This window comes from Lysobacter sp. Soil_C_59, from assembly GCF_057656415.1.
In genome coordinates this window covers 466,639-492,044 of sequence record NZ_JBDGKK010000002.1, presented here as the reverse complement: position 1 = coordinate 492,044, position 25,406 = coordinate 466,639, and the positions used below count along the sequence as shown (strand labels likewise).

Annotated in this window: 27 protein-coding genes; 11 read left to right on the top strand and 16 right to left on the bottom strand. The window is 68.2% G+C overall.

Annotated elements, in window-relative coordinates; genetic code table 11:
• Window positions 1-5: 5 nt before the first annotated feature.
• On the top strand, window positions 6-368 hold the full coding sequence (locus tag AC3A3Q_RS05685) for a hypothetical protein (protein ID WP_487585295.1): 363 nt from the start codon (window positions 6-8) through the stop codon (window positions 366-368).
• Window positions 369-382: 14 nt separating this feature from the next.
• Here AC3A3Q_RS05685 and AC3A3Q_RS05680 read toward each other — a convergent pair whose 3' ends face one another.
• Window positions 383-1,015, bottom strand: a complete 633-nt coding sequence (locus tag AC3A3Q_RS05680; protein ID WP_487585517.1) for a response regulator — start codon at window positions 1,013-1,015, stop codon at window positions 383-385.
• A gap of 17 nt (window positions 1,016-1,032) precedes the next feature.
• Window positions 1,033-2,136, bottom strand: a complete 1,104-nt coding sequence (locus tag AC3A3Q_RS05675; RefSeq protein WP_487585294.1) for a sensor histidine kinase — start codon at window positions 2,134-2,136, stop codon at window positions 1,033-1,035.
• Window positions 2,137-2,288: 152 nt separating this feature from the next.
• Between AC3A3Q_RS05675 and AC3A3Q_RS05670 the strand changes: the two genes are divergently transcribed.
• Complete coding sequence (locus AC3A3Q_RS05670) at window positions 2,289-2,978, top strand: hypothetical protein (RefSeq protein ID WP_487585293.1); 690 nt, start codon at window positions 2,289-2,291, stop codon at window positions 2,976-2,978.
• Window positions 2,979-3,107: 129 nt separating this feature from the next.
• The gene (locus AC3A3Q_RS05665; protein ID WP_487585292.1) at window positions 3,108-4,535 is read left to right on the top strand and encodes an FAD/NAD(P)-binding protein; all 1,428 of its coding nucleotides are present in this window, start codon (window positions 3,108-3,110) and stop codon (window positions 4,533-4,535) included.
• Window positions 4,536-4,649: 114 nt separating this feature from the next.
• Here AC3A3Q_RS05665 and phhA read toward each other — a convergent pair whose 3' ends face one another.
• Window positions 4,650-5,543, bottom strand: coding sequence for a phenylalanine 4-monooxygenase (phhA, locus tag AC3A3Q_RS05660; protein ID WP_487585291.1), 894 nt, complete (start codon window positions 5,541-5,543; stop codon window positions 4,650-4,652).
• A gap of 121 nt (window positions 5,544-5,664) precedes the next feature.
• On the opposite strand from phhA, the gene AC3A3Q_RS05655 reads away from it, so the two are divergent.
• Window positions 5,665-6,141: an Lrp/AsnC family transcriptional regulator gene (locus AC3A3Q_RS05655; protein WP_487585290.1), complete on the top strand. Its 477-nt coding sequence runs from the start codon at window positions 5,665-5,667 to the stop codon at window positions 6,139-6,141.
• 93 nt (window positions 6,142-6,234) lie between these two features.
• Here AC3A3Q_RS05655 and AC3A3Q_RS05650 read toward each other — a convergent pair whose 3' ends face one another.
• Window positions 6,235-6,849 carry a glutathione S-transferase family protein gene (locus AC3A3Q_RS05650; RefSeq protein ID WP_487585289.1) on the bottom strand — a complete coding sequence of 205 codons (615 nt, stop codon included), beginning with the start codon at window positions 6,847-6,849 and terminating at the stop codon, window positions 6,235-6,237.
• A gap of 134 nt (window positions 6,850-6,983) precedes the next feature.
• On the opposite strand from AC3A3Q_RS05650, the gene AC3A3Q_RS05645 reads away from it, so the two are divergent.
• Both AC3A3Q_RS05645 and AC3A3Q_RS05640 read left to right on the top strand, forming a co-directional pair.
• Entirely contained in the window at window positions 6,984-7,454 is a 471-nt protein-coding gene (locus AC3A3Q_RS05645) for an Lrp/AsnC family transcriptional regulator (RefSeq protein ID WP_487585288.1), read from the top strand.
• Window positions 7,455-7,547: 93 nt separating this feature from the next.
• Complete coding sequence (locus tag AC3A3Q_RS05640) at window positions 7,548-8,612, top strand: pyridoxal-phosphate dependent enzyme (RefSeq protein ID WP_487585287.1); 1,065 nt, start codon at window positions 7,548-7,550, stop codon at window positions 8,610-8,612.
• Here the strand turns inward: AC3A3Q_RS05640 and fabR are convergent.
• Complete coding sequence (gene fabR / locus AC3A3Q_RS05635; protein WP_487585286.1) at window positions 8,609-9,250, bottom strand: HTH-type transcriptional repressor FabR; 642 nt, start codon at window positions 9,248-9,250, stop codon at window positions 8,609-8,611. The two genes, AC3A3Q_RS05640 and fabR, sit on opposite strands and share 4 nt — an antisense overlap.
• 128 nt (window positions 9,251-9,378) lie before the next feature.
• On the opposite strand from fabR, the gene AC3A3Q_RS05630 reads away from it, so the two are divergent.
• Both AC3A3Q_RS05630 and AC3A3Q_RS05625 read left to right on the top strand, forming a co-directional pair.
• Entirely contained in the window at window positions 9,379-10,497 is a 1,119-nt protein-coding gene (locus AC3A3Q_RS05630) for a ferredoxin reductase (RefSeq protein ID WP_487585285.1), read from the top strand.
• A gap of 8 nt (window positions 10,498-10,505) precedes the next feature.
• Window positions 10,506-11,654, top strand: a complete 1,149-nt coding sequence (locus AC3A3Q_RS05625) for a fatty acid desaturase family protein (protein ID WP_487585284.1) — start codon at window positions 10,506-10,508, stop codon at window positions 11,652-11,654.
• 5 nt (window positions 11,655-11,659) lie between these two features.
• On the opposite strand, the gene AC3A3Q_RS05620 is transcribed toward AC3A3Q_RS05625, so the two are convergent.
• The 4 genes from AC3A3Q_RS05620 to AC3A3Q_RS05605 form a co-directional block, all read right to left on the bottom strand.
• Entirely contained in the window at window positions 11,660-12,718 is a 1,059-nt protein-coding gene (locus tag AC3A3Q_RS05620) for a patatin-like phospholipase family protein (RefSeq protein ID WP_487585283.1), read from the bottom strand.
• Window positions 12,719-12,935: 217 nt separating this feature from the next.
• A complete protein-coding gene (locus tag AC3A3Q_RS05615) occupies window positions 12,936-13,955 on the bottom strand; it encodes a TIGR00266 family protein (RefSeq protein ID WP_487585282.1) in 1,020 nt (339 codons plus the stop codon).
• A 101-nt stretch (window positions 13,956-14,056) separates the two neighbouring features.
• Window positions 14,057-14,746, bottom strand: a complete 690-nt coding sequence (locus AC3A3Q_RS05610; RefSeq protein WP_487585281.1) for an aspartate/glutamate racemase family protein — start codon at window positions 14,744-14,746, stop codon at window positions 14,057-14,059.
• Window positions 14,743-16,425 carry a M28 family metallopeptidase gene (locus AC3A3Q_RS05605; RefSeq protein ID WP_487585280.1) on the bottom strand — a complete coding sequence of 561 codons (1,683 nt, stop codon included), beginning with the start codon at window positions 16,423-16,425 and terminating at the stop codon, window positions 14,743-14,745. Before AC3A3Q_RS05605 ends, AC3A3Q_RS05610 begins: the two co-directional genes overlap by 4 nt.
• 100 nt (window positions 16,426-16,525) lie before the next feature.
• Here AC3A3Q_RS05605 and AC3A3Q_RS05600 point away from each other — a divergent pair, with 100 nt between their 5' ends.
• Window positions 16,526-17,173, top strand: coding sequence for a DUF2238 domain-containing protein (locus tag AC3A3Q_RS05600; RefSeq protein WP_487585279.1), 648 nt, complete (start codon window positions 16,526-16,528; stop codon window positions 17,171-17,173).
• A 1-nt stretch (window position 17,174) separates the two neighbouring features.
• Here AC3A3Q_RS05600 and AC3A3Q_RS05595 read toward each other — a convergent pair whose 3' ends face one another.
• Window positions 17,175-17,954: a rhomboid family intramembrane serine protease gene (locus tag AC3A3Q_RS05595; RefSeq protein ID WP_487585278.1), complete on the bottom strand. Its 780-nt coding sequence runs from the start codon at window positions 17,952-17,954 to the stop codon at window positions 17,175-17,177.
• 241 nt (window positions 17,955-18,195) lie between these two features.
• On the opposite strand from AC3A3Q_RS05595, the gene AC3A3Q_RS05590 reads away from it, so the two are divergent.
• On the top strand, window positions 18,196-19,365 hold the full coding sequence (locus AC3A3Q_RS05590) for a class I SAM-dependent rRNA methyltransferase (protein ID WP_487585277.1): 1,170 nt from the start codon (window positions 18,196-18,198) through the stop codon (window positions 19,363-19,365).
• A 98-nt stretch (window positions 19,366-19,463) separates the two neighbouring features.
• Complete coding sequence (locus tag AC3A3Q_RS05585) at window positions 19,464-20,822, top strand: DNA recombination protein RmuC (RefSeq protein ID WP_487585276.1); 1,359 nt, start codon at window positions 19,464-19,466, stop codon at window positions 20,820-20,822.
• A gap of 239 nt (window positions 20,823-21,061) precedes the next feature.
• Here AC3A3Q_RS05585 and AC3A3Q_RS05580 read toward each other — a convergent pair whose 3' ends face one another.
• The 6 genes from AC3A3Q_RS05580 to AC3A3Q_RS05555 form a co-directional block, all read right to left on the bottom strand.
• Window positions 21,062-22,147, bottom strand: a complete 1,086-nt coding sequence (locus AC3A3Q_RS05580; RefSeq protein WP_487585516.1) for an MlaA family lipoprotein — start codon at window positions 22,145-22,147, stop codon at window positions 21,062-21,064.
• Between the two features lie 121 nt (window positions 22,148-22,268).
• Entirely contained in the window at window positions 22,269-22,550 is a 282-nt protein-coding gene (locus AC3A3Q_RS05575; protein ID WP_487585275.1) for an STAS domain-containing protein, read from the bottom strand.
• Between the two features lie 2 nt (window positions 22,551-22,552).
• Entirely contained in the window at window positions 22,553-23,224 is a 672-nt protein-coding gene (locus AC3A3Q_RS05570; protein ID WP_487585274.1) for an MlaC/ttg2D family ABC transporter substrate-binding protein, read from the bottom strand.
• The gene (mlaD, locus tag AC3A3Q_RS05565; RefSeq protein WP_487585273.1) at window positions 23,221-23,784 is read right to left on the bottom strand and encodes an outer membrane lipid asymmetry maintenance protein MlaD; all 564 of its coding nucleotides are present in this window, start codon (window positions 23,782-23,784) and stop codon (window positions 23,221-23,223) included. The genes AC3A3Q_RS05570 and mlaD overlap by 4 nt, the downstream gene beginning before the upstream one ends.
• A 27-nt stretch (window positions 23,785-23,811) precedes the next feature.
• Complete coding sequence (locus tag AC3A3Q_RS05560) at window positions 23,812-24,561, bottom strand: MlaE family lipid ABC transporter permease subunit (protein ID WP_487585272.1); 750 nt, start codon at window positions 24,559-24,561, stop codon at window positions 23,812-23,814.
• A 28-nt stretch (window positions 24,562-24,589) separates the two neighbouring features.
• Window positions 24,590-25,378, bottom strand: coding sequence for an ABC transporter ATP-binding protein (locus AC3A3Q_RS05555; RefSeq protein WP_487585271.1), 789 nt, complete (start codon window positions 25,376-25,378; stop codon window positions 24,590-24,592).
• Window positions 25,379-25,406: the final 28 nt, after the last annotated feature.

Sequence of the window (25,406 nt, the reverse complement as noted above, 5' to 3'; positions counted from 1 at the left end):
GCCCCATGCGCAGCGTTATGGCTTTCGTCTACTTCATCCTCAGTCTGGTCGGCGTGGCGGGCGGCGCCGACGGCGGTGGCACCACGCTGGTGGCGCGCAGCGCCGAGAACGGCGTCGAGACGCTGCTCAGCGCAACCCACGTGGCCGCCGGCCGGGTTCGCTTCCAGTGCCTGCGCAGTGCCAGCGGCCATTGTCACTATGTGTTGTTTGCCGACCGGCGCGCCGCTGCCACCTTCGATGTCGCAGTCGGCCAGGTGCGCGAGCGCAGCGACCTGCCGGCCGATTTCAGCCTGTGTGTGAGCCACCTCGACGCCAGAGTCGGTCCCGACTGCAAGCCGGCCGCCGAAGCGGCGCCCAGGTCACAGTGATCAGGGCACGCTGATCAGATCACCCGCAGCGTGATCGCCTTGAGCACCGCGCGGGTGCGGTCGCGGGTGTCGAGTTTGTCGAGGATCACCGACACGTAGTTCTTGACCGTGCCTTCGGCCAGGAACATCGCCCGCGCGATCTCCTTGTTGGAATAGCCGCCGGCGAGCAGGCGCAGGATCGCGACCTCGCGATCGGTGAAGTTCTCGCGCGGCGCTTCGCTGGCGTGGTACTGGTACCTCGCTCGCACGGGATCGGTACTGACCGGCTGCAGCAGCGTCTCGCCGGCGGCGACCCGCGCAATCGCCTCGCGCAGGTCTTCGGGCGCGGCATCCTTGAGCATGAAGCCCTGCGCGCCGGCGGCGGTGGCGCGCAGCAGCAGCTCGCTCTCGTCGAACGTGGTCAGCAGCAGCACCGGCGTGGTGTCGCCGCGCTCGCGCATGCGGCGCAGGGCCTCGATGCCGTCGACGCCAGCCATGCGGATATCGCTCAGGACGACATCGACTGGCGTGGTCGCCAGCCGGTCCAGCAACTGCGCGCCATCCTCGGCCTCGAACACGACCTCGATGCCGTGTCGCTCGAGCAACGCACGCAGACCGGCGCGGACGATGCCCTGGTCGTCGGCGAGGGCGATGCGGACGGGCGCTATCGAGTTGCTTGCATCGGTCATGCAGGCAGGCTCGCCTCGATGCGCAGCGCGCCGCGCGCGGACCGGGACAGGTCGAGGCTGCCACCGGCGGCGACGATGCGTTCGCGCATGCCGGCCAGGCCGTTGCCTTCGCGCAGCACGCCGCGCACACAGCCATCGTCCTCGACCTGGATGTGCAGGCGGCCGGCATCGCAACTGAGCTTCACGTTGACGACGTCGGCATCGGCATGGCGGATGCTGTTGGTCAGCGCTTCCTGCACCAGCCGCAGGATCGCCTCGGCGACGGCCGGGTCGGTGACGCGCACGCTGTCGTCGATGTTCAGGCGCAGCGAGGGCCGCGGCAGCGGTGCCGCCAGTGCGCGCAGGGCCGTGGTCAGGTCGAGACCGCGATCGTGGCGTATCGCCTGGACGATGCCGCGGATGTCGGCCAGCAGCTCGCTCGACAACTGTTGGGCAACGACGATCTCCTGCCGGCCGGCGAAGGCCGGGTCTGCAGCCAGTGCGCGCAGGTTGAGCGTCATCGCGGTCAGCTTGTGGCCAGCCACGTCGTGCAGCTCGCGGGCGACGCGAAGGCGTTCGCTGTCGCGCGTGGTGTCAGCCAGCAGTGCGCGCGTGGCAAGCAGGTCGGCGTTCACGCGCGCCAGCGCATCGCGGGCGCGCTCGGCGCTGGCGGCGTACCACGCGCACAGCGCAGCGAAGGCCTGGAAGCCGCCGTGGATGAAGACCACCGTCAGCGGCGCGCTGTGGTCATCGGACCGCAGCAGGAAGTAGTAGGCGATGTCGACCACGACCACGGCAACCATCGTCGTCCGTAGCGAAATGGTCAGCGCCATCACCGCCGTCCACACCACCAGCAGCACCGGCGCGACCGACGGTCGCGGGTCGAGCCAGATCAGTGTCAGCGCGATCAGCGGCATCAGCACGATGGACACCGGCCGCAGCCAGGTCACGCGCGGCCACATGTCGGTGACCAGCAGCAGCACGCCGAACGCGACGACCAGGGCGAGACCGTAAGGAAGGCGCTCAGGCGGCATCCAGCGCAATGCCATGCCCACGGCGACCAGCGTGAACAGCCCGGCCAGGTTGAGCGGTTGCAGCAATGTGCGCAGGCGTTCCTTCATGGCGGCCATGCTGCGACCGCGGCGACGCGCGCGCAATGCCGCCGGCGCAGAAAGTGACTTCCGGCAGGTCGTGGCGATGACCGCGGGCACTGCACCAGGCGTCGGCATCGGCGCAGCGTGGTCGCACCTGCCATGAACCGGGATTGACGGCCATGACTACTTATCAAGTGCTCGTTTCCGTCCATGGCGCGATCGGCGTGATCGCACTGGTCACGTTCTGGAGCAATGCGGTCCTGCGCAAGGGCACCACGCTGCACCGGCGTGTCGGTCGCGTGTTCCTGCTGGCGATGGCCGGCATCCTGGCGACTGCAATGCCGATGGCGTGGTTTGCCTTCCGCAGCGGGCGTCCGGTCACGGCTGCATTCCTCGGGTACCTGGTGGTGATCACCGCCGTCGCGGTGTGGTGCCAGTGGCGAGCGATCCGCGATCAGGACGACGTCATGCGCTACACCGGTCCGATCTACGTCGGACTGGGCGTGCTGGCGCTGCTGTCGGGACTGGCGGTGCTGGCACTTGGCATCCGCGTCGGAGCACCGCTGCTCATGGGCTTCTCCGTAGTGGGGCTGGCCAGCGGCGTGGAGCATCTCTACAAGCGGCGGCACCGCGCGCAGTTGGGCGCACGCCGTGACTGGTGGCTGGTCGAGCACTACAACGCCGTGCTCGGTAATGGCATAGCCACGCACATCGCCTTCCTCTCGATCGGACTTCCGCGACTGCTGCCATCGGCCGGCGGTGGCTTGCTGACGACGCTGGCATGGTTTGGCCCGCTGCTGGTGGCGTTGATCGCGAAGGTGCTGATCGACCGGCGCTGGAAGCCGCGGACTCTCGCGGAAGTTTCCTGAACTACGTGCGGATATGGCGATCGGTTATGGCGCGCTGAAGAACCGTTCCGAGCAGATAACCGCAGATTTACCTCCGCCGTGGCGCATCCGGTTACCAATGGACGCCCGACAGCGACGGAGACAGCGGTCATGCGGATCAGCATCATCGGCGCCGGCTTCAGCGGCTGCGTTCTGGCCACCGAACTGGCGCGCGCCGCGCCGGCCGGCGTGGACATACAGCTGGTCGGCACGCCCGACAGCTACGGCCGCGGCGTGGCCTATGGCGAGGCACGGCCGGAGCACCTGCTCAACGTACGCGCGCGCGACCTGGGCGCGACCGCCGATCATCCCGGCGAGTTCGCCGACTGGCTCAGCCTGACCGAGCGCGCGCGCCACAGCTTCCTGCCGAGGCTGGTCTATGGCGAATACCTGCATTCACGCCTGCACAGCGCCGCGCAGGTCTCTCTGGCGGCGCTCGCGCGGGTCGAGCAGGAGGCGATCGCGATCCAGCGCGATGCCGGCGCCTTCCGCATCCATCTCGCCGACGGCGCCGACTTCCTCAGCGACGCGGTGGTGCTGACCGTCGGCGCGCTGCCGCCCCAGCCGCTGGCCGGCGTGGGCCCACGCCTCGCCGTGCATCCCAGCTACCTGGCCTGGCCCTGGCAGAACGGCCTGGACGGCGCCGGCGCGATCGACCACGTGCCCCTCGGCGCGCGCGTGCTGATCATCGGCACCGGCCTGACCATGGCCGACGTGGTGACGACCCTGCACCGGCGCGGTCATCGCGGGCCGATCACCGCACTGTCGCGACACGGGCTGTTGCCGCACGCGCACAGCGAAGACCCGATCGCCGCGATCGCACTGCCGCCGACGGTGTTGCAGGCGATCAGCAGCCATGACCTGCCGCAACTGGTCCGCGCCCTGCGCACGCTGTCGCCGATTGTCCCGGACTGGCGCGCCCTGATCGATGCGCTGCGACCCTACATCCAGGGTTTCTGGCACGGCTTGCCGCAGCCCAGGCGCAGCCAGTTCCTGCGTCACCTGCGTGCTTACTGGGAAGTGATGCGCCATCGCCTGGCGCCGGCGCTGGCGGGCGAGATCGACGAGCTGCGCGTGCGCGGCAAGCTGCGCGTGCGTGCCGGACGCATGCTGCGGGCGCGTCGCGGCGGCGATGCGATCGAAGTGCTGATCCGCGAACGTGGCTTCTCCCACGCCAGCAGCGAGCAGTTCGACGTGCTGATCCGCGCCACTGGATTCGATACGGACCTGGAGCGGACCAGCCATCCGCTGGTCGCGCAGTTGCGCGATGCGGGGATGCTAAGTGCCGATCCGCTGGGGTTGGGGATCAATGCCTCGCCGCGGTTCGAGGCACTCGATGGCAACGGCACTGCGGTGCGCGGGCTCTATGCGCTGGGGCCACTGTTACGCGCGCAGTTGTGGGAGATCACCGCGGTGCCGGAGCTGCGGGTTGCGGCGCGTGCGCTGGCGAAGCAGTTGCTGGAGTCGGCGTCCGCTTCGTCTCGGCAGTCGGGCGAGCGGCGGATCACGGGGTGGCAGGCGGTGCAGCACCAGGCCTAGGTGGCTACGGCGAGCAGGTGCAGATGGGTCCCGGCTTTCGCCAGGATGACGTGAGGGAGTTGGTGACGCCACGGGCCTGGATCCCGGCGTTCGCCGGGATGACAGGGGGCGGCCTCAGACGTCGCCGTCGGTCGCCCAGCCTTCGCCGGTGCCGCAGTTGAACACCGTGTCGGTGGCCAGCACGCTGCCTGCCGGGATCGACTCCTGCTGCGCCAGGCTCGCGTAGATCGGCGTGAAGTCCGGCGTGGTCGCTTCCATCAACTGCTCGTAGCTGTCGATGACGAAATAGGTCTTCTGGAACGTGTCGATGCGGTAGCGCGTGCGCATGATCCGCTCGAGGTCGAAGCCGATGCGGTTCGGCGATGCGCTCTCCAGGCAATGGATCGACTCGCCCTTGGACGAGACGATGCCGCTGCCGTAGATGCGCAGGCCGTCGGGCTGGCGGATCAGGCCGAACTCCACCGTGTACCAGTACAGGCGGGTCAGGTTGACCAGCGCGTCCGGACCGATCCCGTGTGCCTTCACGCCGCCGCGGCCGTAGGCCTGCATGTAGTCGGCGAAAACCGGGTTCATCAGTAGCGGCACGTGGCCGAACAGATCGTGGAACAGATCAGGTTCTGCCAGGTAATCAAGCTGCTCGGGCTTGCGGATCCACCAGGTCACCGGGAAGCGGCGATTGGCGAGGTGATCGAAGAACGTCAGCTCCGGCAGCAGGCCTTCCACGCCGACCAGCTCCCAGCCGGTGGCCTTGCGCAGCATCCGGTTGAGGTCGTCGTACCTGGGGATGCGGTCGGGCGTCATGCCCATCGCTTCCTGGGTGTGCAGGAACTCGTCGCTGGCGCGGCCGACGAGGACCTCGCGCTGGCGCTTGAACAGCGTCTTCCAGACGTCGTGGTCGGTTGCGGTGTAGCTCGACCACGGCTGTTCGACCACGGACGTCGTGTACACCGGCACGTAGCCCTTGTCGGTGAGCTGGTGTTCGACGCGAGTGGGGGTCGTGGCGTTCATGGCTGCTCCTGTCCTTGAACATCGACTTTAGCGGCCGCGGCACGCAATAAGTTTGCGTAGTTGCGTGTGTAGCCGGTTACGGCGCAATATTCTTGCGTCATTGGCACAGAAGGCGCACGAAATGGCCTCCGTCGAACTCGATCGCACCGACCTGCTCGTGCTCGCCGAACTGCAGCGCAGCGGCCGCCTGACCAACGCCGAGCTGGCCGAACGCGTCCACCTGTCGGCATCGGCCTGCCTGCGCCGGGTGCAGCGGCTGGAGCGCGAGGGCGTGATTGCCGGCTATCGCGCCGAGGTCGATCCCGACCGGATCGGCCTGGGCCTGCAGGCATTCGTGCGCGTGCAGCTGGTGCGCCACGACAGCGAGGCGATCGCCGCCTTCGTCGACTTCGTCAAGAACTGGGACGAAGTGGTCGCCTGCCATGCCCTGACCGGCGACATGGACTACCTGCTGCAGATCGTCGTGCAGGACCTGGAGCACTTCTCGCGCTTCCTGCTCGACCGCCTGCTCAACCAGGCCGGTGTCGCCGACGTCAACTCGAGTTTCGTGCTGCGCACGGTGAAGGCCTTCCGCGGCATGCCGTTGCCGGTGCGCTGACCCACGGTACGGGGTAGGAGCGAGCTTGCTCGCGAACACACGCTTCGGTTGCGGGACGGCTTTCGCGAGCAGGCTCGCTCCTACGAGTCGGGGTTAGTCCTGCGTGTCGCCCGACAGCGGCGTCGCCCGCATCGACGGACGTCTCGCGAACGCGTCGAACCATGCCGCCAGGCGCGGCCGCCCATCGCGAAAACCGGGCAGGCCGCGGAATTCCAGCCAGTCCAGCGCGGTGGCGAGCGCGACATGCCCCACGTGCAGCGTGTCGGTATCGAGCTCCCGTTCGAGCCAGTCGTAGCTGCTCGACAGCTTCTCGATGTAGCCATCGCGCAACGGCGGAAAGCGCAGGTGCTCCGGACGCCGCACCGTTTCCCAGCGCACCGCGATGCCGGCGTCCGCCAGGCCTTGTGCGATGGCCTGCACACGCAGGGCCTGCCAGCGCTGCTCACCGTCGACGGGAATCAGACGCGGGCCGTCGTGAAGCGTGTCCAGGAAGGCGCAGATCACGTCGGAGTCGAACAGGACGGGCAGGCCCGGCCGCAGCAGCACCGGCACCTTGCCGAGCGGATTGCGCGCGAACACGTCTTCGTTGCGGCGCGTCGGGCTGGTCTCGTGGTAGATCACTTCGATCGAACCGGCAAGGCCTGCCTCGTGGGCGAACACCAGCGCCTTGCGCGCGTACGGCGAGTGGGTCTGGTACAGGAGCTGCATCGCGGGAATTGGCATGGCGGCCGGTGTCGGGTGGTCAGGGCTTGAATACTGGCGTCGCCACCGCGCAGGTTCACGGCGTTATGCCCGGCCCGAGCGCGCATTTCCTGCACGTTCGCTCGGCTAAGCTGCGCGCCATGGAACTCGACCGCTTCGATCGCCAGCTGCTGAACCTGGTCCAGCAGGATTGCGGGCAGACCGCCGACCGGCTGGCCGAGCATGTCGCGCTGTCGCCCTCGGCAATCCAGCGCCGGCTGCGACGGCTGCGCGAGAACGGCGTGATCGAGCGCGAGTCGGCGATCGTCGACCCGCGCGCGGTGGGCCGGCCGACGCTTTTCATCGTCTCGCTGCAGGTCGAGCGCGAGCGCCCCGACCTGATGGCGCAGCTGCGCAAATGGCTGGCCGCGCAGGAGCACGTGCAACAGGCCTTCTACGTGACCGGCGAGGCCGATTTCGTCCTCGTCGTCACCGCGCCCGACGCGGAGACCTACGATGCGCTGATGGGTCGGCTGGTCAGCGAGAATCCGAACGTCGCGCGCTTCACCACCAACGTGGCGATGAGCGTGGTCAAACGCGGATTGACGATCCCGGTGCCGCTGGAAGAATGATTTCGGCAAGGCGGCGGGCGCTTGCGCAGGTTCGCCGCGACAGGCCGCGGTAATCGCCGCAACTCAGCAAATGGACACTGGCAGAGTGATGACATGGAACGCACGACACACGACATCGCAGGGGACTTCGCCCTGCTGTTCCCGGATTACCGGCCGACGGCGCTGATCGAGCTGCCCCAGCTGGCCAGGACCGCAAGAGTGGGCCGCGTCTTGGCCAAACTCGAAAGCCAGCGCCCGTTCGGCAACTTCAAGGTGCTGGGCGGGATGATCGCCGGACTGCGCGCGCTGATGCGCGCCAGCGGCGTGGCGTCACTGAAGGACCTGCTCGAAGGTGGTCCGCGTGCGACGTCGCTGCCGCGGCTGCTCTGCGCCAGCGACGGCAACCATGGCCTGTCGGTGGCGCTGGCCGCGCAGCGCGCTGGATCGGAAGCGTGCATCTACCTGCCCTCGTCGGTCGGTCCGCTGCGCGTGCAGCGCATTGCCGATCGCGGGGCGCGGGTCGTCATCGTCGAGGGCACCTACGACGACGCGGTCGATGTCGCAGCCGCGGCGGCCGCTTCCGGCGACGGCCTGCTGATCGCCGATACCGACCCTGACCCGGGCAACCTCGTGGTCGCTGACGTGATGGCCGGCTACGGGCTGATTGCCGACGAAGCAGGGGCGCAGTTGCGCGAGCTGGGCGTGCGGCCGGGCCATGCCTTCATCCAGGCCGGCGTCGGCGGGCTTGCCGCGGCCATGGCCGACGGCCTGCGCGGGCATCTGCGCGATGGCGCGCGCCTGGTCGTGGTCGAGCCGGAAAGCGCCGCCTGCGTCGGCCGCGCGCTGGAGGTCGGTGAGCCGACCCTGCTGGCGGGCGACCTGCATTCGGTCGCCGAGATGCTCGCCTGCGGCCTGGCATCCGCGGCCGCCCTGCCCGCGCTGCGCCGGGCGGGAGCGACGGCCGTCGAAGTCGACGAGTCCGGGCTGGCCGAGGCGGTGTATCTCTTGCGGGAGGCTGGCGGTCCGGAATCGACGCCGTCGGGCGCTGCGGGGCTCGCCGGCTTGCTTCGAGTGGCCGGCGACCCGTCGCTGGCTCAGGCACATGGCCTGGGCAGCGACAGCGAGGTGCTGTTTCTGGTGACCGAGGCGGCACCTAAGATAGATGCGAATGCCTCCTAACTGGCGGCCAACGTCCGCGATCCGGCAATGATCATCCGAACCATCATCGTCAGCTGACGGATCAGCTCGGGATCCTTTTCGGGCGGCGAGTCCATCGCCGCCGCACCCATCGCGAACACCAGGCGGGTGATCGCCTTGGCCACCAGCGCCGGCTCGCGCAGGGTAATGCCCTGGGCGCGCGTCAGCCGGATCAGGTCGACCCGCAGCTCTTCCTCGAAGAAATTCAGCTCGCGGTCGACCGCATGCTTGAACGCGTCCGAGCCGACCGTGCCTTCGCGCAGCAACACGTGCAGCAGCTTGTCGTCGGCGCGGACCTGTTCCATGAACGCTTCCACGGAACTGCGCACGATGCTGCGATCGGTCTTCGCACGGTAACGCGCTTCGCCCACGATCTTGCGCAAGGAGCGGCCGGCCAGGTCGATCAGGGCCACGGCCAGCTCGTCCGTGTCGCGGAACTGGCGGTAGAAGCTGTTGGGCGCGATCCCGGCCTCGCGGGCGATCTCGCGCAGGCTGAGGGTCGAGACGCTGCGGTGCGGGCCGATCAGCTTCAGCGCCGCGGCGAGGATGTCCTCGCGCGAAATCGATGCCTTGCGACCAGCCGCGTGTTCGCCTTCGGCAGGCGCGCTGTTGGGAGGCATGACGGGGCCAGGCAGTTCAGGACGTTGGGTCACGAATTCGGCTGGGCTGATCGAAGTTGGCATCATACGCGTGACCTATTAATGCACACATGTATACACACTTGTATGTGTGACTGTATAGTGGCCCCATGAACGCAGTTACCCGCCCCCGGCCCCCCCGAGCCGCCCGCGCGAGAAGTCCGCTGTCGCTGCTGCGCAGCTGGGTCGCCCCGGATGTCTTCGATTTCTGGGCATCGCACCTGCACCCGACCTGGTCGTGGAACCGCCCGCTGGCGCGAATCGTCGCCCGGCAGGCCCAGTCGCGCGACGCCGTCACCCTGCTGCTGCAACCCAACCGCCACTGGCGCGGCTTCCTGCCCGGCCAGCACGTCAACCTGGGCGTGGAAATCGACGGCGTGCGGATGACCCGCAGCTACAGCCTCAGTGACGCCCCGCGCGCCGACGGCCGCATCGCAGTGACGGTCAAGCACATCGAAGGCGGCCGCCTGAGCCGCCACCTGTGCCAGGACGCGCGCATCGGCGACGTGGTCGATCTGGGCCAGGCCTTCGGCGAGATGACATGGGCGAAGGGTGCCCAGGGCGCCTGGCTGTTCCTTGCCGCCGGAAGTGGCATCACGCCGCTGATGGCATTGATTCGCGCGCATGCGGCGAAAGACATGCCGACCGCGCTGACGCTGCTTTACTGGGCACGCAGCCGCGACGAGCTGTGCTTCGTCGACGAACTGCGCTCGCTGGCGCAGCGCTACCCGCAGTTCAACGTGCACTTCGTACTGACCCGCGAAAGCGAACTGGTCGACGGTGAGCACAGCGGACGCATCGGCAGTGCACTGCTCTCGGATCTCGTTCCCGATCTTCCGCAGCGCGGTGTGTATGCCTGCGGCCCGGGTGGCTTCGTCGACAGCGCACGCGCACTGGCCGCACCGAACGCGCGCAGCTTCACCGCCGAGGCATTCACGCCGCCGCCGCGCGATGTGGAACTCGAGGACGGCGGCCACGTCGAAGTGACGCTCGCCGCCAGTGGCCGCACCCTGAGCGTGCCGCGCGGGCAATCGCTGCTGACCGCGCTGGAAGGTCAGGGCCTCAAGCTCGCCAGCGGATGCCGCATGGGCATCTGCAACACCTGCGCCTGCGGCAAGGTCTCAGGCACCACCCGACATCTGCACACCGGCGACGCCATCGGCGAACCGGTGTCCGCGCTGAGGCTGTGTGTCAACGCCGCCAGCAGCGACCTCGTACTCGACCTGTGAGCGATCAAATGACCGCCCCTGCCTCAAGCAAGCACCGCAACCGCCCTCTGACACCGGCCGAGCTCGACCGTTTTGGCGATGAGCTCGACGCCCTGCGCGCACGCACCGTCGCCACGCTCGGCCAGGCCGACGCCGACTACATCCGCACCATCGTCAAGGCCGTGCGCTACATCGGCGTTGCCGGTCGCGTGGTGCTGTTCGCCGGCGCGATCCTCGGCAGCACGCTGCTGCCGGCGCTGTTCTGGCCGGGCTGCATCGCCGGCACGCTGCTGCTGGCGCTGGCCAAGATCCTGGAGAACATGGAGCTGGGCCATAACGTCATGCACGGCCAGTACGACTGGATGCGCGACCCCCATCTCGACGGCAAGACCTACGAGTGGGACATCGCCGGCACCAGCGACAACTGGCGCAAGACCCACAACTACAAGCACCACACGTACACCAACGTGCGTGGCATGGACGACGACATCGGCTATGGCCTGCTGCGGATCTTCCCCGAGCAGCGCTGGCGCCCGTTCTACCTGGTGCAGCCGGTCGTGGCGGTGGTGTTCGCGCTGCTGTTCGAGTGGGGCGTGGCGATACAGGACCTGAAGGTCGGCCGCTGGCTCGCCGGCAAGACCACCCACGCGCAGATGCGCAAGGCGCTGCGCCCGGTCGCGCGCAAGATGGGCCGCCAGGTGGTCAAGGATTACCTCGTGTTCCCGCTGCTGGCCGGTCCGTTCTTCCTGCCGGTGCTGCTGGGCAACGTGGTCGCCAACGTGCTGCGCAACCTGTGGACGTACATGATCATCTTCTGCGGCCACTTCACCGCGGACGCCGAGACCTTCCCGAAGGAATCAGTGCGCAACGAATCGCGCGGCCACTGGTACCTGCGCCAGCTGCGCGGCTCGTCCAACATCGCCGGCGGTCGCCTGCTCAACGTGATGTCGGGCAACCTCAGCCACCAGATCGAGCACCACTTCTATCCGGACGTGCCGGCCAACCGCTATTCGCAGATGGCGATCGAAGTGCGCGAGATCTGCGCGCGTTACGGCCAGCACTACAACACCGGCTCGCTGACCAAGCAGTTCGGCGAGGTGATCTGGCGGATCCTGCGCCACGCCTGGCCGAGCCGGCCGCGCAAGCTGGCGCCGCTGGTGGCGTCAGAGGCGACGTAAGCGCCTCAGGGCGCCGAGGCCTGCGCCGCTTCGCACTTGTCGTCGCGGCCGAACAGGCTGCCAATGCGGAAGCCCTGCTTCTCGCATTCCGGATCGACCTTCACAGGCGTCGGTGCAACCGGCACCTTCGCCGCCTGCGCGGCGATGCGCGCGCGCTGCATCTGCGCCAGCTTCTGGCGGATCTGCGGGATCATCGACAGCGTCGCGCGCTCGCCTTCCATGATCGCGTTGTTGCGCTGCTCGAAATCGGCCGGGCCGATTTCGTTGACGCTCGGTCGGATGACGACATCGGCGCGCGCCAGCTCCTGCTGGCCCAGGCGCTGGCCCATGATCGTGATCGACTGGTTGATGTTGCCCAGCACGCTGCCCGGGTTCTTGCCGCTGGCCTTGCTGGAGATGTCCACGGCGATGACGAAGTCGGCGCCGAGCATGCGCGCCGCATCCACCGGCACCGGGCTGACCACGCCGCCGTCGACGTAGTGGTACTTGCCGATGACCACCGGCTCGAACACGCCGGGGATGCTGCTCGATGCGCGCACCGCCTGGCCGGTGTTGCCGCGCACGAACACCGTGCGATCGCCGGATTCCAGCTGCGTGGCAACCGCCGCGAACGGCTTGCGCATCTGCTGGATCGTCTTCTGCCCGACCTGCTGGTTGACGTAATCCTGCAGCTTCTGGCCCTTCACCACGCCGCCGGAGAACAGGCTGTAGTCGCGGATCTGCGTCTCGTCGAGGGCGAAGGCCTGCTTCTGCATCGCGAAGGCGTCCATGCCGCTGGCGTACATCGCGCCGACCACGCTGCCGGCGCTGGTGCCGGACACGACCTCGGGCTGGAAGCCGTTGGCTTCGAGCATCTTGATGACGCCGATATGGGCAAACCCCTTGGCCGCACCACCGCCGAGGGCCACACCAATCCGGATCTTCGGCGGCGGCGGCGCCACCACGGGCGGCGCAACCACCACCGGCGGCGGCGTCGGCTTGACCGCCTCACCACCCCCGCAGGCAGCGAGCAGGACGGTGACGGAGGCCAGCAGCAGCGGGCGCAGGGCGGTGGACGGCTTCATGGGTACAGGTGGCTCAGGCGATCAGCGGCGCAGCATACACGCGGGCGGGCAGGGGAATTTGGACGGCGGTAGCAGGCATTTAGCCGCCAGCCCGCGACTTGCACCGCATCCCCATCCCTCGTCATCCCCGCGAAGGCGGGGATCCAAGGACGTTGCTCCTACGGCAGGCAAGCGAAGCAACGTCCATGGGTTCCCGCCTGCGCGGGAACGACGGATCTCAGAACCCGTTATCGCCGTCGAGGATCCGGCCCAGCCCACCCAGCACCGAGCCCTCGCCACGGTTCTGCCCGCCACCCTGCGGCGCCGCGGCCAACATCCGGCCGGCCATGCGTGAGAACGGCAGCGACTGCAGCCAGACCTTGCCCGGGCCGGTAAGCGTCGCCAGGAACACGCCTTCACCGCCGAACAGCATGCTCTTGATGCCGCCGACCGCACGCACGTCCATCTGCACGCTGTCGTGGAAAGCCATCACGCAGCCGGTGTCGACATCCAGCCGCTCGCCGGCGCGCAGCTCGCGCTCGACCACGGTGCCGCCGGCATGGACGAACACCCAGCCGTCGCCCTCGAGCTTCTGCATGATGAAACCCTCGCCGCCGAACAGGCCGGTGAGGATCTTGCGCTGGAAGTGGATGCCGACGCTGACGCCGCGCGCGCCGGCCAGGAAGCTGTCCTTCTGGCAGATCAGGCGGCCGCCGTGCTCGTCGAGCTTCATCGCCAGCACCGTGCCCGGATACGGCGCGGCGAATGCGACGCGTGCCTTGCCGTTGCCGGCGTGGGTGAAGACCGTGGTGAACAGGCTCTCGCCGGTCAGCACGCGCTTGCCGGCCGACATCAGCTTGTCCATGAAGCCGCCGCCCTGGCCGGTGTGGCGACCGTCACCGAACACCGTGTCCATCTGCACCACGGCGTCCTTGTACATCAGCGCGCCTGCCTCGGCGATGGCGCTTTCGCCCGGGTCCAGCTCGACCTCGACGAACTGCATGTCGTTGCCGACGATGCGGTAGTCGATGTCGTCACTGCGCCCGCGCGACGGCGGCGGCGACGGCGGCAGGTGCGCGGGCATGGTGTCGACCGCCTCGGCGAACTCCGGCACCGACTTCACCGCCTGCCAGCCGGCCATGCCCTCACGCCAGCACAGGTCGTTGGGATTGCGGCGCGCGTGCGCCTTCGCGGCGGCCGGGTCGAGCGGACCAATGCGCTGCGTGCTACCGGCGGGGACGAAGTACCACTGCGACATGACGGCATCCTGCGGGGGTTTGGAAGCGGCGAGTTTAGCCGTGCCCGGTGACCGGGCATCGGCCGAAGGTCACCGTCATCCCCGACGCAAGGTCGTCGCGTTCAGGCCAGCGCTGCCAACGCCGCATGCCGTGCGTGCAGTGCCGCGGTATCGAACAGCGGCACGCTGGCATCGTCGTCACCGAGCAGCAGTCCGATCTCGGTGCAGCCCAGGATCACGCCCTGGGCACCGCGCGCGACGAGGCCGGCGATGATCCGGCGGTACTGCTGGCGTGACTCGTCGCGGACCTGGCCCAGGCAGAGTTCGTCGTAGATCACGCGGTGGACGATGCCGCGGTCGTCGGCGTCCGGCACCAGCACCTCCAGGCCGTGGCCGACCAGCCGCTGGCGGTAGAAGTCCTGTTCCATCGTGAAGCGGGTGCCGAGCAGGCCGACACGTTGCAGGCCCCGGGCGCGGATCTCGTTGGCGGTGGCGTCGGCGATGTGCAGCACCGGCAGGCCGCTGGCGGCTTCCACCACGTCGGCGACCTTGTGCATGGTGTTGGTGCAGATCACCAGCAGCTCGGCGCCGCCGGCGCGAAGTGCGCGGGCGGCGTCAGCCAGCACCTGGCCGGCGGTGTCCCAGTCGCCGCTCATCTGCAGGCGTTCGATCTCCGCGAAGTCGACGCTGTACAGGATCAGCCGCGCCGAATGCAGCCCGCCCAATTCCTGCTTCACGGTCTGGTTGATCAACCGGTAGTACGGCACGGTCGATTCCCAGCTCATGCCGCCGATCAGGCCCAGCGTTTTCATTGCGCGTGCGCCTCCGCCTTGGCGGCCGTCTGGCGGCCGAAGCGCTCGCCGAAGAAGTCGCCCGGGTTCCAGGCAGGACGTGCCGGCGCGTCGGCGATCAGGCTGCCGATGCGGGCATTGAGCAGGGCCAGCCTTGCCGCGTCGGCGTACTGGATCGGCTGGCTGACATCATCACCGGGCTGGTGGTAACGCTCCTTCAGGAACGCTTCCTGGATCTTCTGGGCGCCCTCGCCTTTGTACCCGCCATCCAGATACACCGCCGGCACGCCGGCGCGGATGAAGGCGTACTGGTCGCTGCGCACGAACACCACCTCGTCCGGCGACGGATCCGGCGACAGGCCCACGCCGACTTCCTTCGCCGCCTGCTGCACCAGCGCCTGCAGGCTGGAGTGCTCGATGCCGATCGGCACGACGTCGTCGGTCGGAGCCAGCAGCATCGGCATGTCCATGTTGACGTTGGCCACCATCGACTCGCGCGGCACGGTCGGGTTGCGGGCGAACCACTCCGCGCCGAGCAGGCCCTTCTCCTCCGCGGTCACGGCGACAAACAGCAACGAGCGCTGCGTCGGCGCCGGCGCGTGGGCGAGGCGGTTGGCGGCCTCCAGCATCACCGCGATGCCGAGCGCGTTATCGAGCGCGCCGTTGTAGATCGCGTCGCCGTTGACCGGCGCGCCGACGCCGACATGGTCGAGATGGGCGCTGAACACCACGTACTCGGACTTCTTCGCAGCATCGGTGCCGTCGATGCGGGCGACGACATTGCGCGAGTCGACCGGGGTGATCTCGGTGCGCGCCGACAACTTCACCGTTCCCGGCAGGTCGAACGCGCGCAGCTTGCCGTCGCGCAGGTCCTGGAACAGCCCCTTGGCGCTGCGACCGTTGGCCGACAGCAGGGCATCGGCGCTGGCGGCGCTGATCATGGCGGCCACCTTCAGCTGCGGCCAGGTGTCGATGCCCTTGCCGCCGCCGCCGCGCAGGCGCATGCCCGGACGGTTCCAGTTGCTGGCCGCGCGTGACCACGGCCGCTTCTTCTCGTCCTCGTCGCTCTGCACCGCGATCACGCCGACGGCACCGCGGCGGACCAGTTCCTCGGCCTTGGTACGACTGGAGGAATAGAAGGCGCGGCGATCATTGTCGAAGCGCGCCGGTGCACCGTTGAACAGCACCGCGACCTTGCCCTTGACGTCGACACCGGCGAAATCGTCCTGGTCGAGCTCCGGCGCATACACGCCCTGCCCCACGAACACCGCCTGCGCCTCCACGTGCGCATCGTCCTGGTTGTAGTTGACGTTCGGCAGGAACTGCTCTCGGAACACCAGCGCGGTGCTGCGGCCGTCACGGTTGATCACCAGCTCGTTGCCTTCGGCCTGGATCACGCCACGCAGCATCGGCACGCGCTGGAAATAGCTGCCGTCGTCACCCGCAGGAGCCAGTCCGGTCGCGCGCATGCGCTGGGCGACATACAGCGAGGCCAGGTCATAACCGCGCGTACCGGCCTCGCGACCTTCGAGCAGATCGTCGGCGAGGAAGCGCACGTCGGCTTCGATGCGACGCGCGTCGGCCCCGGCCGAGGCGTCATAGCTTTCCTTCTTCTGCACGACAGGCGCGGTGGGAGCGCTGGTTTCGCGCTGGCAGGCAACAAGCAACAGGGCGAGGCTGAGCAACGCGGCAGTGCGCATGTCCGGTTCCGGTTCCCGAGGTCAGGTCGCGACGCTAGCACCGCGGGCCTGTCGGGCCAAATGCCGGCCGGGCTATGCTCGGCCGCACCGGAGGACCGCCATGACGTCAGCAGTTGCCTTCCTGCCCGCCGACCACATCGCGCAGCCGCCAACGCGCAGCGAGGCCTGGGGACTGGTCGCCCTGGTCGTCGGCGCCCTGCTCTGGTCGGCCATCGCGCCCAAGGACCGGCTGACCTGGTTCATGGAGGTGGTCTGGGTGATCGTCGGCCTGCCGGTGGTGATGCTGGCCTGGGGGCGCTTCCCGTTGACGCGACTGCTGTGCTGGCTGCTCGCCGCGCACGCGCTGGTGCTGATCTACGGCGGTGCCTACACCTATGCCGAAACACCGCTGGGATTCTGGTTGCGCGACCTGTTCGGCTTCACGCGCAATCCCTGGGACCGGGTCGGACATCTGATGCAGGGCTTCGTCCCGGCGATCCTCGCCCGCGAACTGCTGCTGCGCTCCACGCCGCTGCGTCGTGGCGGCTGGCTGGTCTACCTGGTGCTGGCCTCGGCGCTGAGCTTCAGCGCGCTGTTCGAGTTGATCGAATGGTGGGCGGCGCTGCTGTTCGGTGCCGACGCCGATGCGTTCCTCGCCACCCAGGGCGACGTCTGGGATACGCAGTGGGACATGTTCCTGTGCCTGTGCGGGGCGATCGTGTCGCTGCTGTTGTGGTCGCGGCTGCACGACCGGCAGCTGGGGCGCTGACTCAGGGTTCCCTGCGCGGAGGAAAGCGCAGCACGGTGCCGTGCTGCTGGTCCGGGCGGTTCCAGAGCACCGGCACTTCGCGCGGGCTGGGCGGCTCCAGATCGGCGTTCGCAAGTTCGTCGACCGCCGGCACCATCGAGTCTTCCTCGTCTTCCCAGCTGTAGCGCTTGCGCGGCGGCAAAGGATCGACGCGGCGTAGCAGCCATGCGGCCAGCACGCCGGCCGCCGCCCCACCCAGGTGCGCCTGCCAGGACACGCCCGGCTCGCGCGGCAGGATCGTCAGCAGCATGCCGCCGTAGAACATGAAGGCGAGCATCGCCGCGGCGATGCTGGCGCGGTCGCGGCGCAGCAGGCCCAGCACGAACACCAGGAACATCAGGCCATGGCTTAGGCCGCTGGCGCCGAGATGATGCGAGCCGGGATCGCCGAGCAACCAGGCGCCGAGGCCGGAACCCACCCAGATCAGCGGCAGCGCCCGTAGCGTGGCGCGCGGGTAGAGACCGCCGGCGAGCGTGCCGAGCATCAGCAGCGCGATCGAGTTCGCCGCCAGGTGCTCGAACGAGCCGTGCAGCAACGGCGCGGCCAGCACGCCGAGCAGTCCCTGGATCGACCACGGCTGCACTGTCCAGGCCGCCACGTCGAAATGGCCCTGGGCACTGAACACCGCCGCCAGCACCAGCACGAAGGCCAGGCTGAAGTTGAAGGCGCGCAGCCAGCGGCGCTTGTCGGCCTTGCGTTGGGCCGGGGTGTCGGGGACGGCTTCGGGCGTGGGCAGGTGCATGTTGAGCAGATTGATCCGGCTGGCGGCGAAAACAAGCCACCTTGGGCGGGCTTCAATGTCCCAGGCCTCCAACCTCCCGTCATTCCCGCGCAGGCGGGAACCCAGCGACGTTGAGCGTCGCGCCTCTGAAACCCCCACGACACTGGGTTCCCGCCTTCGCGGGAATGAAGGTTGCGCCCGAACACCGCATCGCGGTGAGGTTTCCCAAGCAGTGAACACCCCCACCCCGTAAAATGGCCGGATGAACGCCCCCTACCCCGCTGTACGCCTCAAGAACGCCTGGAAATCCACCCACCCCTGGATCTTCCAGCGCCTGGTCGAAAAGCCCGCGCAGAAACCCAAGCCCGGCACGATCGTCGATGTCTACGGGGTCGAGGGCGACTGGATCGGCCGCGGTTTCTACAACGGCCATTCGCGCATCGCCGTGCGCATCCTGGAAAACAACCCCGACGTCGAGGTCGACGCCGGCTGGTTCGCACGGAAGATCGCCGAGGCCGTCTCGCTGCGCCGCGACGTGCTCAAGCTCGACGCCGTCAGCGACGCCTGGCGCGTGTGCCACAGCGAAGGCGACGGCCTGTCGGGCCTGGTCGTGGACCGCTACGGCGACCTGCTGGTGGTGGAGTTCTTCAGTGCCGGCATGTTCCGCCACCGCGAATGGATCTACGACGCGCTCAAGGCGCAGTTCCCGGGTTGCCGCTTCTACAGCTTCGCCGACGAGCACGTGCAGAAGCAGGAAAGCTTCGACTTCCGCGGCAGCGAACCGGTGCAGCCGGAAGTGATCACCGAATACGGCATCAAGTTCCGCGCCGACCCGGCCGGTGCCCACAAGACCGGCTTCTTCGCCGACCAGCGCGAGAACCGCGAGTGGCTGTCGCAGCAGGTCGAAGGCAAGAGCGTTCTCGACCTGTGTTGCAACACCGGCGGCTTTGCCGTCTATGCCGCCGCGCGTGGCGCCAGCGAGGTCATCGGCGTGGACATCGACGCGGACGTGATCGAGATCGCCAAAGCCAACGGCAAGCTCAACAACGTGCGCCCGCGCTTCGTCCAGGCCGACATCTTCCCGTGGCTGCGCGACGCCGGCATCCGGGGTGATCGTTACGACGTGGTGATCCTCGACCCGGCCAAGATGACCCGCGACCGCGAGCAGGTGATCCCGGCACTCAAGAAGTACCTCGACATGAACAAGCTCGCCATGGGCGTGGTCAAGCCGGGCGGCCTGTTCGCGACGTTCTCGTGCACCGGCCTGGTCAGCGAGGAGCAGTTCCTGGACATGCTGCGTCGCGCCGCGTACTACGCCGGCCGCACCGTGCAGGTGCTGAAGGTGGCCGGCGCCGGCGCCGACCATCCGTGGCTGGCGCAGGTGCAGGAGTCGCGTTACCTCAAGGCCGTGTTCTGCCGCGTGGTCGACTAAACCCGTCGTTCCCGCGAAGGCGGGAACCCATGGACGTAAGCCGTCGCCGCAGGGCGACGGTTCTCAGGCAATGAGACCGGACCGGCTAGACTGACGCCATGCCCGATCCGTCCCTGCTGCTGCTCGTCCTGCTCGTCGCGGTGATCACCGCGATCGTCCTCCTCGTCATCCTGTTGCTGCGCAAGCCCGAAGACCAGTTCGGACGCCTCGAGCATGCCCTGCGCGAGGAACAGCGCGACGGCCGCGGCGAACTGCGCCAGCAGCTCGACAGCCTGTCGATGCAGCAGGAGCAGCGCATCGAAGGCTTCGCCACGCGACTCAACGACGCTGCGGCGCGCACCGACCAGCGCCTGGAAGACCTGCGCGAAGCACTCACCGAAGACGCCCGCAAGGCCCGCAGCGAGACCGCGCTGGCGCTGAAGGACTTCGCCACCGCGCTCGACACCCGCGTCGGCGAGCTGACCCGCAACAACGAAACCCGCATGGGCGAGATGCGCGCCACGCTGGAAGCCAGGCTGCGCGAGCTGCAGGCCGACAACGCCGCCAAGCTCGAACAGATGCGCGCCACCGTCGACGAGAAGCTGCACGCGACACTGGAGACCCGCCTCAGCGAAAGCTTCGGCCACGTCACCCAGATGCTGGCGCAGGTCCACCAGGGCCTGGGCGACATGAACAAGCTCGCCGCCGACGTCGGCGGCCTGCAGCGCGTGCTGACCAACGTCAAATCGCGCGGCGTGTTCGGTGAAGTGCAGCTGGCCGGCCTGCTCGAGCAGGTGTTCGCGCCGGACCAGTACGCCTCCAACGTCGCCACCATCCCCGACAGCACCGAACGCGTCGAATTCGCGGTGCGCTTCCCGGGTTCCTCAGGCGATGCGCCGGTGTGGTTGCCGATCGATGCCAAGTTCCCGCGCGAGGACTACGAGCGCCTGCTCGATGCGCAGGAGCGCGGCGAACCGGAACTGGCGCGCGCTGCCGGCGACGCACTGGAGCGACGCGTCCGCCACGAGGCCGCGCGCATCCGCGAGAAGTACATCGCCGTTCCGCACACCACCGAGTTCGGCATCCTGTTCCTGCCGACCGAAGGCCTGTACGCCGAAGTGCTGCGCCGCCCGGGCCTGGTCGATGCCTTGCAGCGCGATGTCCGCATCGCCGTCGCCGGGCCGACCACGCTGCTGGCGCTGATGACCAGCTTCCAGATGGGCTTCCGCACGCTGGCGATCGAGAAGCGCTCGAGCGAGGTCTGGCAGACGCTGGGCGCGGTAAAGACCGAGTTCGCGAAGTTCGGCACCGTCCTCGACGGCGTCAAGAAGAAGCTCGACGAAGCCAGCAACAAGATCGAGGAAACCGGCCGCCGCACCCGCGTGCTGACCCGCAAGCTGCGAGACGTCGAAGCCCTGCCGGCCGAGGAAAGCCTGCGCTTGATCGGGCCGGATATCGAAGATCAGACGGACGACTGAGCGAGGCGCCCTGCCCGCTCGCCACCGCGACCATGGCCATCACCGTCGACCATCCATCACCGTCGACCATCCATCACCGTCGTCCCGGCGAACGCCGGGACCCAGGCTGATAACGCCAACGTTCGCGATGCGGTTGATTCGCGCAAGCTAATGGATCCCGGCTTTCGCCGGGACGACGTGACAAGGCGGACGTACTACAGGCCTGGATCCCGGCGTTCGCCGGGATGACGTGAGGTGGATCAGCCGCCGTCCGCCGGCATTACCGGCAACGCATCCACCGGCACCTGCGGATTGCTGTCGTCCTGCAGGTAATCCGGCAGCGTGTCGTTCTGGTCGCCGTTCAAACGGTCGCCCTGGATCTGGTAGTCGCGGCGCTGCATCCACGCATCACGCACCAGCGTGTAATCGTCCTCGGCGCCTTCGCGGAAACTGTCGGTGGCCAGCAGCTGCGAGCGCACGTCGACCAGCTGCAGGCCCTGCAGCGGAATGCGCACCCGGTCGGCCTCGACCTGGCGCAGCGGGCTCAGCGGTGCATCACCGAAAAGACCCAGCGTGTCGCGCACGGTGCGCGGTCCGAACAGCGGCAACTCGAAGTAACGCGAACTCTTCCATCCCCACACGCCGAGTGTCTGGCCGAAGTCCTCGCCACGGTTGGGCAGCTTCGCGTCGGAGGCCGGATCGAAGATGCCGCCGATGCCGAGCGTGGTGTTGAGGACGAAGCGTCCCAGCGACTGCCCTGCCTGCTTGGGCTTGCCCTGCAGCAGCGCATTGACCGCGGACACCGGCTGGCCGAGGTTGTTGAAGAAGTTGCTTATGCCAAGACGAAAGGGACGCGGTACCACCTTGACGTAACCGCGCGCCAACGGCCGCGCGACGCCACGGTCGACGGCGTTGTTGAAGCGGTGCATCTTGCGGTTGTACTTCTCCCACGGGTCATAGACCGTCGGCATCGTTGCCGGCGTGGGCAGGTTCGGGTCGGCATAGCCTTCATCCGGCGTGCCGTACAGGGCGTCGTAGTCGCGCTCGGCCTGGGTGCGCTCGTCGCTCGGCGGCACCGGCGTCTCGGGCGTGGGCTGTTCGACCGGAGTGGTCGGCGGCGGCTCACTCGGCACCGGTTCGCTCGGTACCGGCGTTGCAGGCTCGGTGGGCGTCGGCGTTGCCGGCTGCTCCGGCGTCGTCACCGGTTGACCATCGATGCTCGCCTTCACGCATGCGCGCGCCTTCGCGGCGTCCTCGCCTGCTTCCTTCATGCAGCGATCGAACTCCTCGCGCTGCTGGCCCGACAACGGGCGCGTGAGGATCTGTGCGTGGCCGAACAACGGCACGCAGGCGAGCACTAGAGCGATAAGGGGTGCGTGGGGGCGCATGGGTCGCAGTGTAGAGGCTCAGGGGGAGGCACGCCCCGGCACCGGCGTGACCGTGGCCGGAACGCAGTGTTCGTACGGCTCAGCCAGCGAAGGCCAGTGCTTCGTCGAGGCGGTAGGCGGCGCGCAGTTCGGCCAGTCCCGGCGGATCGCCATTGACCTGGTCTATCGAACCACGGGCGCACAGCTCCGAGAGCAGTGCCAGCCCGGCGCTGTCGACCCGGCTGACAGCGGTCAGGTCGATGCGGCGCAGTCCTGGCCCCAGCGTGCGCAACTGCGCCCACAGTGATGCAACCGCGGCGCGCTCGAGCGCGCCGCTGAAGGCGAGGGTGTCACCGTCCTGGCGGACCGTCGCGGTGGTCATGCTCAGTTGCTGCTGGCGGCCGCCTGCAGCCTGCCCGCCTTGATGTCGGCGGCCACCTGCGGGATCGACTTCTGCTTGAGCGGGGCGTCGAACTGGTTGCGGAACGTCTGCACGAAGCTGACGCCCTCGACCATCACGTCGAACACCTTCCACTGCGTGCCGACCTTGCGCATCAGGTAGTCGACCGGCACGGCCTCGTTGCCCTGGCGCAGGTACTCGCTGGAGACCTTGACGATGGCACCGCCGCGGATCGGCGTTTCCGACTTCACCCGCACCTTGAGCTTGGTGTTGAGGTCGAGCAGGGACGAGCCGTAGCGCTGCATCAGGCTGTCGGCGAGGGCGTCGGCGAAGACCTTCACGTCGGCGTCGGAAGCACCGCGGCCGTGCACGCCCAGCACCAGGCGGGCGGAGTAGTCGCGGTCGAAGATATTGTCGAATTCGCTGGCGATGAACTGACGCAGCGCGCCGCGATCCTTGCTGAATTCAGCGCGGCGGCTTTCCAGCGTCGCCAGGATGCGGGTGCTGTTGCTCAGCACCAGCGCGCTCGGCGAACCGGCCGGCGCGGTGCTGGCGGCAGCGGGAGCGGCGGCCGGCGCGCCCTGCGCCAGCACGGCAGCAGGCGCGGCCACGACAAGGGCGCCGGCAATCATCAGAGAGAGAATGCGGTTGTTCATTTGTTTTTGGTCTCGTCCGTGGGGGCGGCATCGCCCTTCAGGTAGTCGGGAACGTCGGCAGAGGGGTCTGCGGCTTGGCCGGCATTGTCGGCGGGCTTGGCGCCACCGCCGCTGAACATGTATTTGCCGACCAGCTGGATCAGGTCGACCGCGGACTGGGTCAGGTAGATCTCGTCGCCGGGCTTGAGCGAGTCCGGGTCTCCGCCCGGGGCGAGATTGATGTAGCTCTCGCCCAGCAGGCCGCTGGTGAGGATGCTGGCGGCGGTGTCGGCCGGCAGCTTGTCGTAGCGCTTGTTCACCGCAAGGGTCACAACGGTGTCGAACTTGACGGGATCGACGTCGATCTTGTCGACATGGCCGACAGCAACGCCACCGATCTTGATCGGGGCATTAGGCCGAAGTGCGCCGATCGTCGAGAAACGTGCGGTCAACGGGTAGGTATCGCTGCCAAGGCCCCAGCGGCCATTGGTCGAGGCCAGGGCCAGCACCAGCAGCGAGCCCAGGGCCAGCAACAGGAAGGCGCCGACGGCAAATTCGATACGGGGGGCGCGGATGCTCATCGATGGGTACTCATAGGGTGCGTCGCCTTATCGGAAGAGAAAGGCGGACATGACGAAATTGAACATCAGCACCAGCAGCGAGGCGTTCACCACCGCGCGGGTGGTGGCGACCGAGGTGCCTTCGATGGTCGGCTCGGCGTGGAAGCCGACGTAGGAAGCGACCAGCGCCGCGGTGCCGCCGAACACGGCCGACTTCACCAGCGCCATCAGGAAGTCGTCGACAAAATCGACGCTGTCCTTCAAAACCTGCCAGAACGTGCCGGCATCGAGCCCGATCACGTGCACCGACTCGAAGTAGCTGGCGGTGATGGCGAAGCTGCAGAAAAAGCCCGTCAGCAGCGGCACGCAAATCACGGCTGCCCAGAAGCGCGGGGCCACGGCCTTGCCGACCGGGTCGATGGCCATCAGGCCCAGCGCGGTGATCTGGTCGGTGGCGCGCATCAGGCCCAGTTCGGCGGCAATGGAGCTGCCGGCGCGGCCGATGAAGAGCAGGGCGGTCAGCACCGGACCCAGTTCGCGGTACATGCCCAGGCCGAGCAAGGCGCTGACCTGGGCAGTCGCGCCGTAGGTCTCGAGCGCGCGGTAGCCCAGCAACGTCACCGAAAGTCCGACGAACGCGCCGCCAACGGCAATGATCGGCAGCGAACGTGCGCCGATCTTGTAGATCTCGCGAACCAGTTCCCTGAAGAAGTCCGGGGTCGGCCTGGAAGCCCGGAACACCGACAACGAGAACAGGCCGGCGCGGCCAAGCGAACGGGTCGCGGCTACGAAAGGCATCAGGACATCTCCATCGACTGCGGGCGCATCATGCCGCCTCCGTCGCGCGCGGCGCGGCGTCGAACGCGATCGGGCCGTCCGGCTCGCCCTTCAGGAATTGCCGCACGAGCGGGTCGTCACTGGCTTCCAGCTGGGCCGGGGTACCGGAGAAGACGATGCCGCCATTGGCGATGACGATGGCATGGTCGGCCACCGGCAGGGTTTCGTGGACGTGGTGGGTGACCACGATGCTGGTCAGGCCCAGGGTGTCGTTGAGGCGACGGACCAGGGCCATGACCACGCCGCTGGCGATCGGATCCAGTCCGGTCAGCGGTTCGTCGTAGATCATCAGCGGCGGGTCCAGTGCCAGCGCTCGCGCCAGGGCGACGCGGCGGGCCATGCCGCCGGACAGTTCGCGCGGGTAGGCATCGGCGGCGGCACGCAGGCCGACCGCATGCAGCTTCATCAGCACCAGCTGGCGGATCACCGGCTCGGGCAGGTTGGTATGGGCGCGGATTGGCAGCGCCACGTTCTCGGCCGCGGTGAGGTCGGTGAGCAGGCCATTGCCCTGCAGCAGCACGCCGATGCCCTTGCGCAATTCCAGCAGTGCGCGCCGCCCCTGCGGCACCGGCTTGCCGAGTACTTCGACCGAACCGGCGGCCGGCTCGAGTTCGCCGGTCAGTGCGGCAAGCAGCGTCGACTTGCCGCTGCCCGAAGGACCGAGCACGGCGACGATGCTGCCGCGTGGAACGTCCAGGTTGATGTCGTGCAGCACCGTGCGTCCGCCGCGATCGAGGCGGAGCTGGTTGAGGCGGACGATGGGGCCTTCGTTGCTCATGCGCGGGGGTGCATTCCGGAACTGCCGT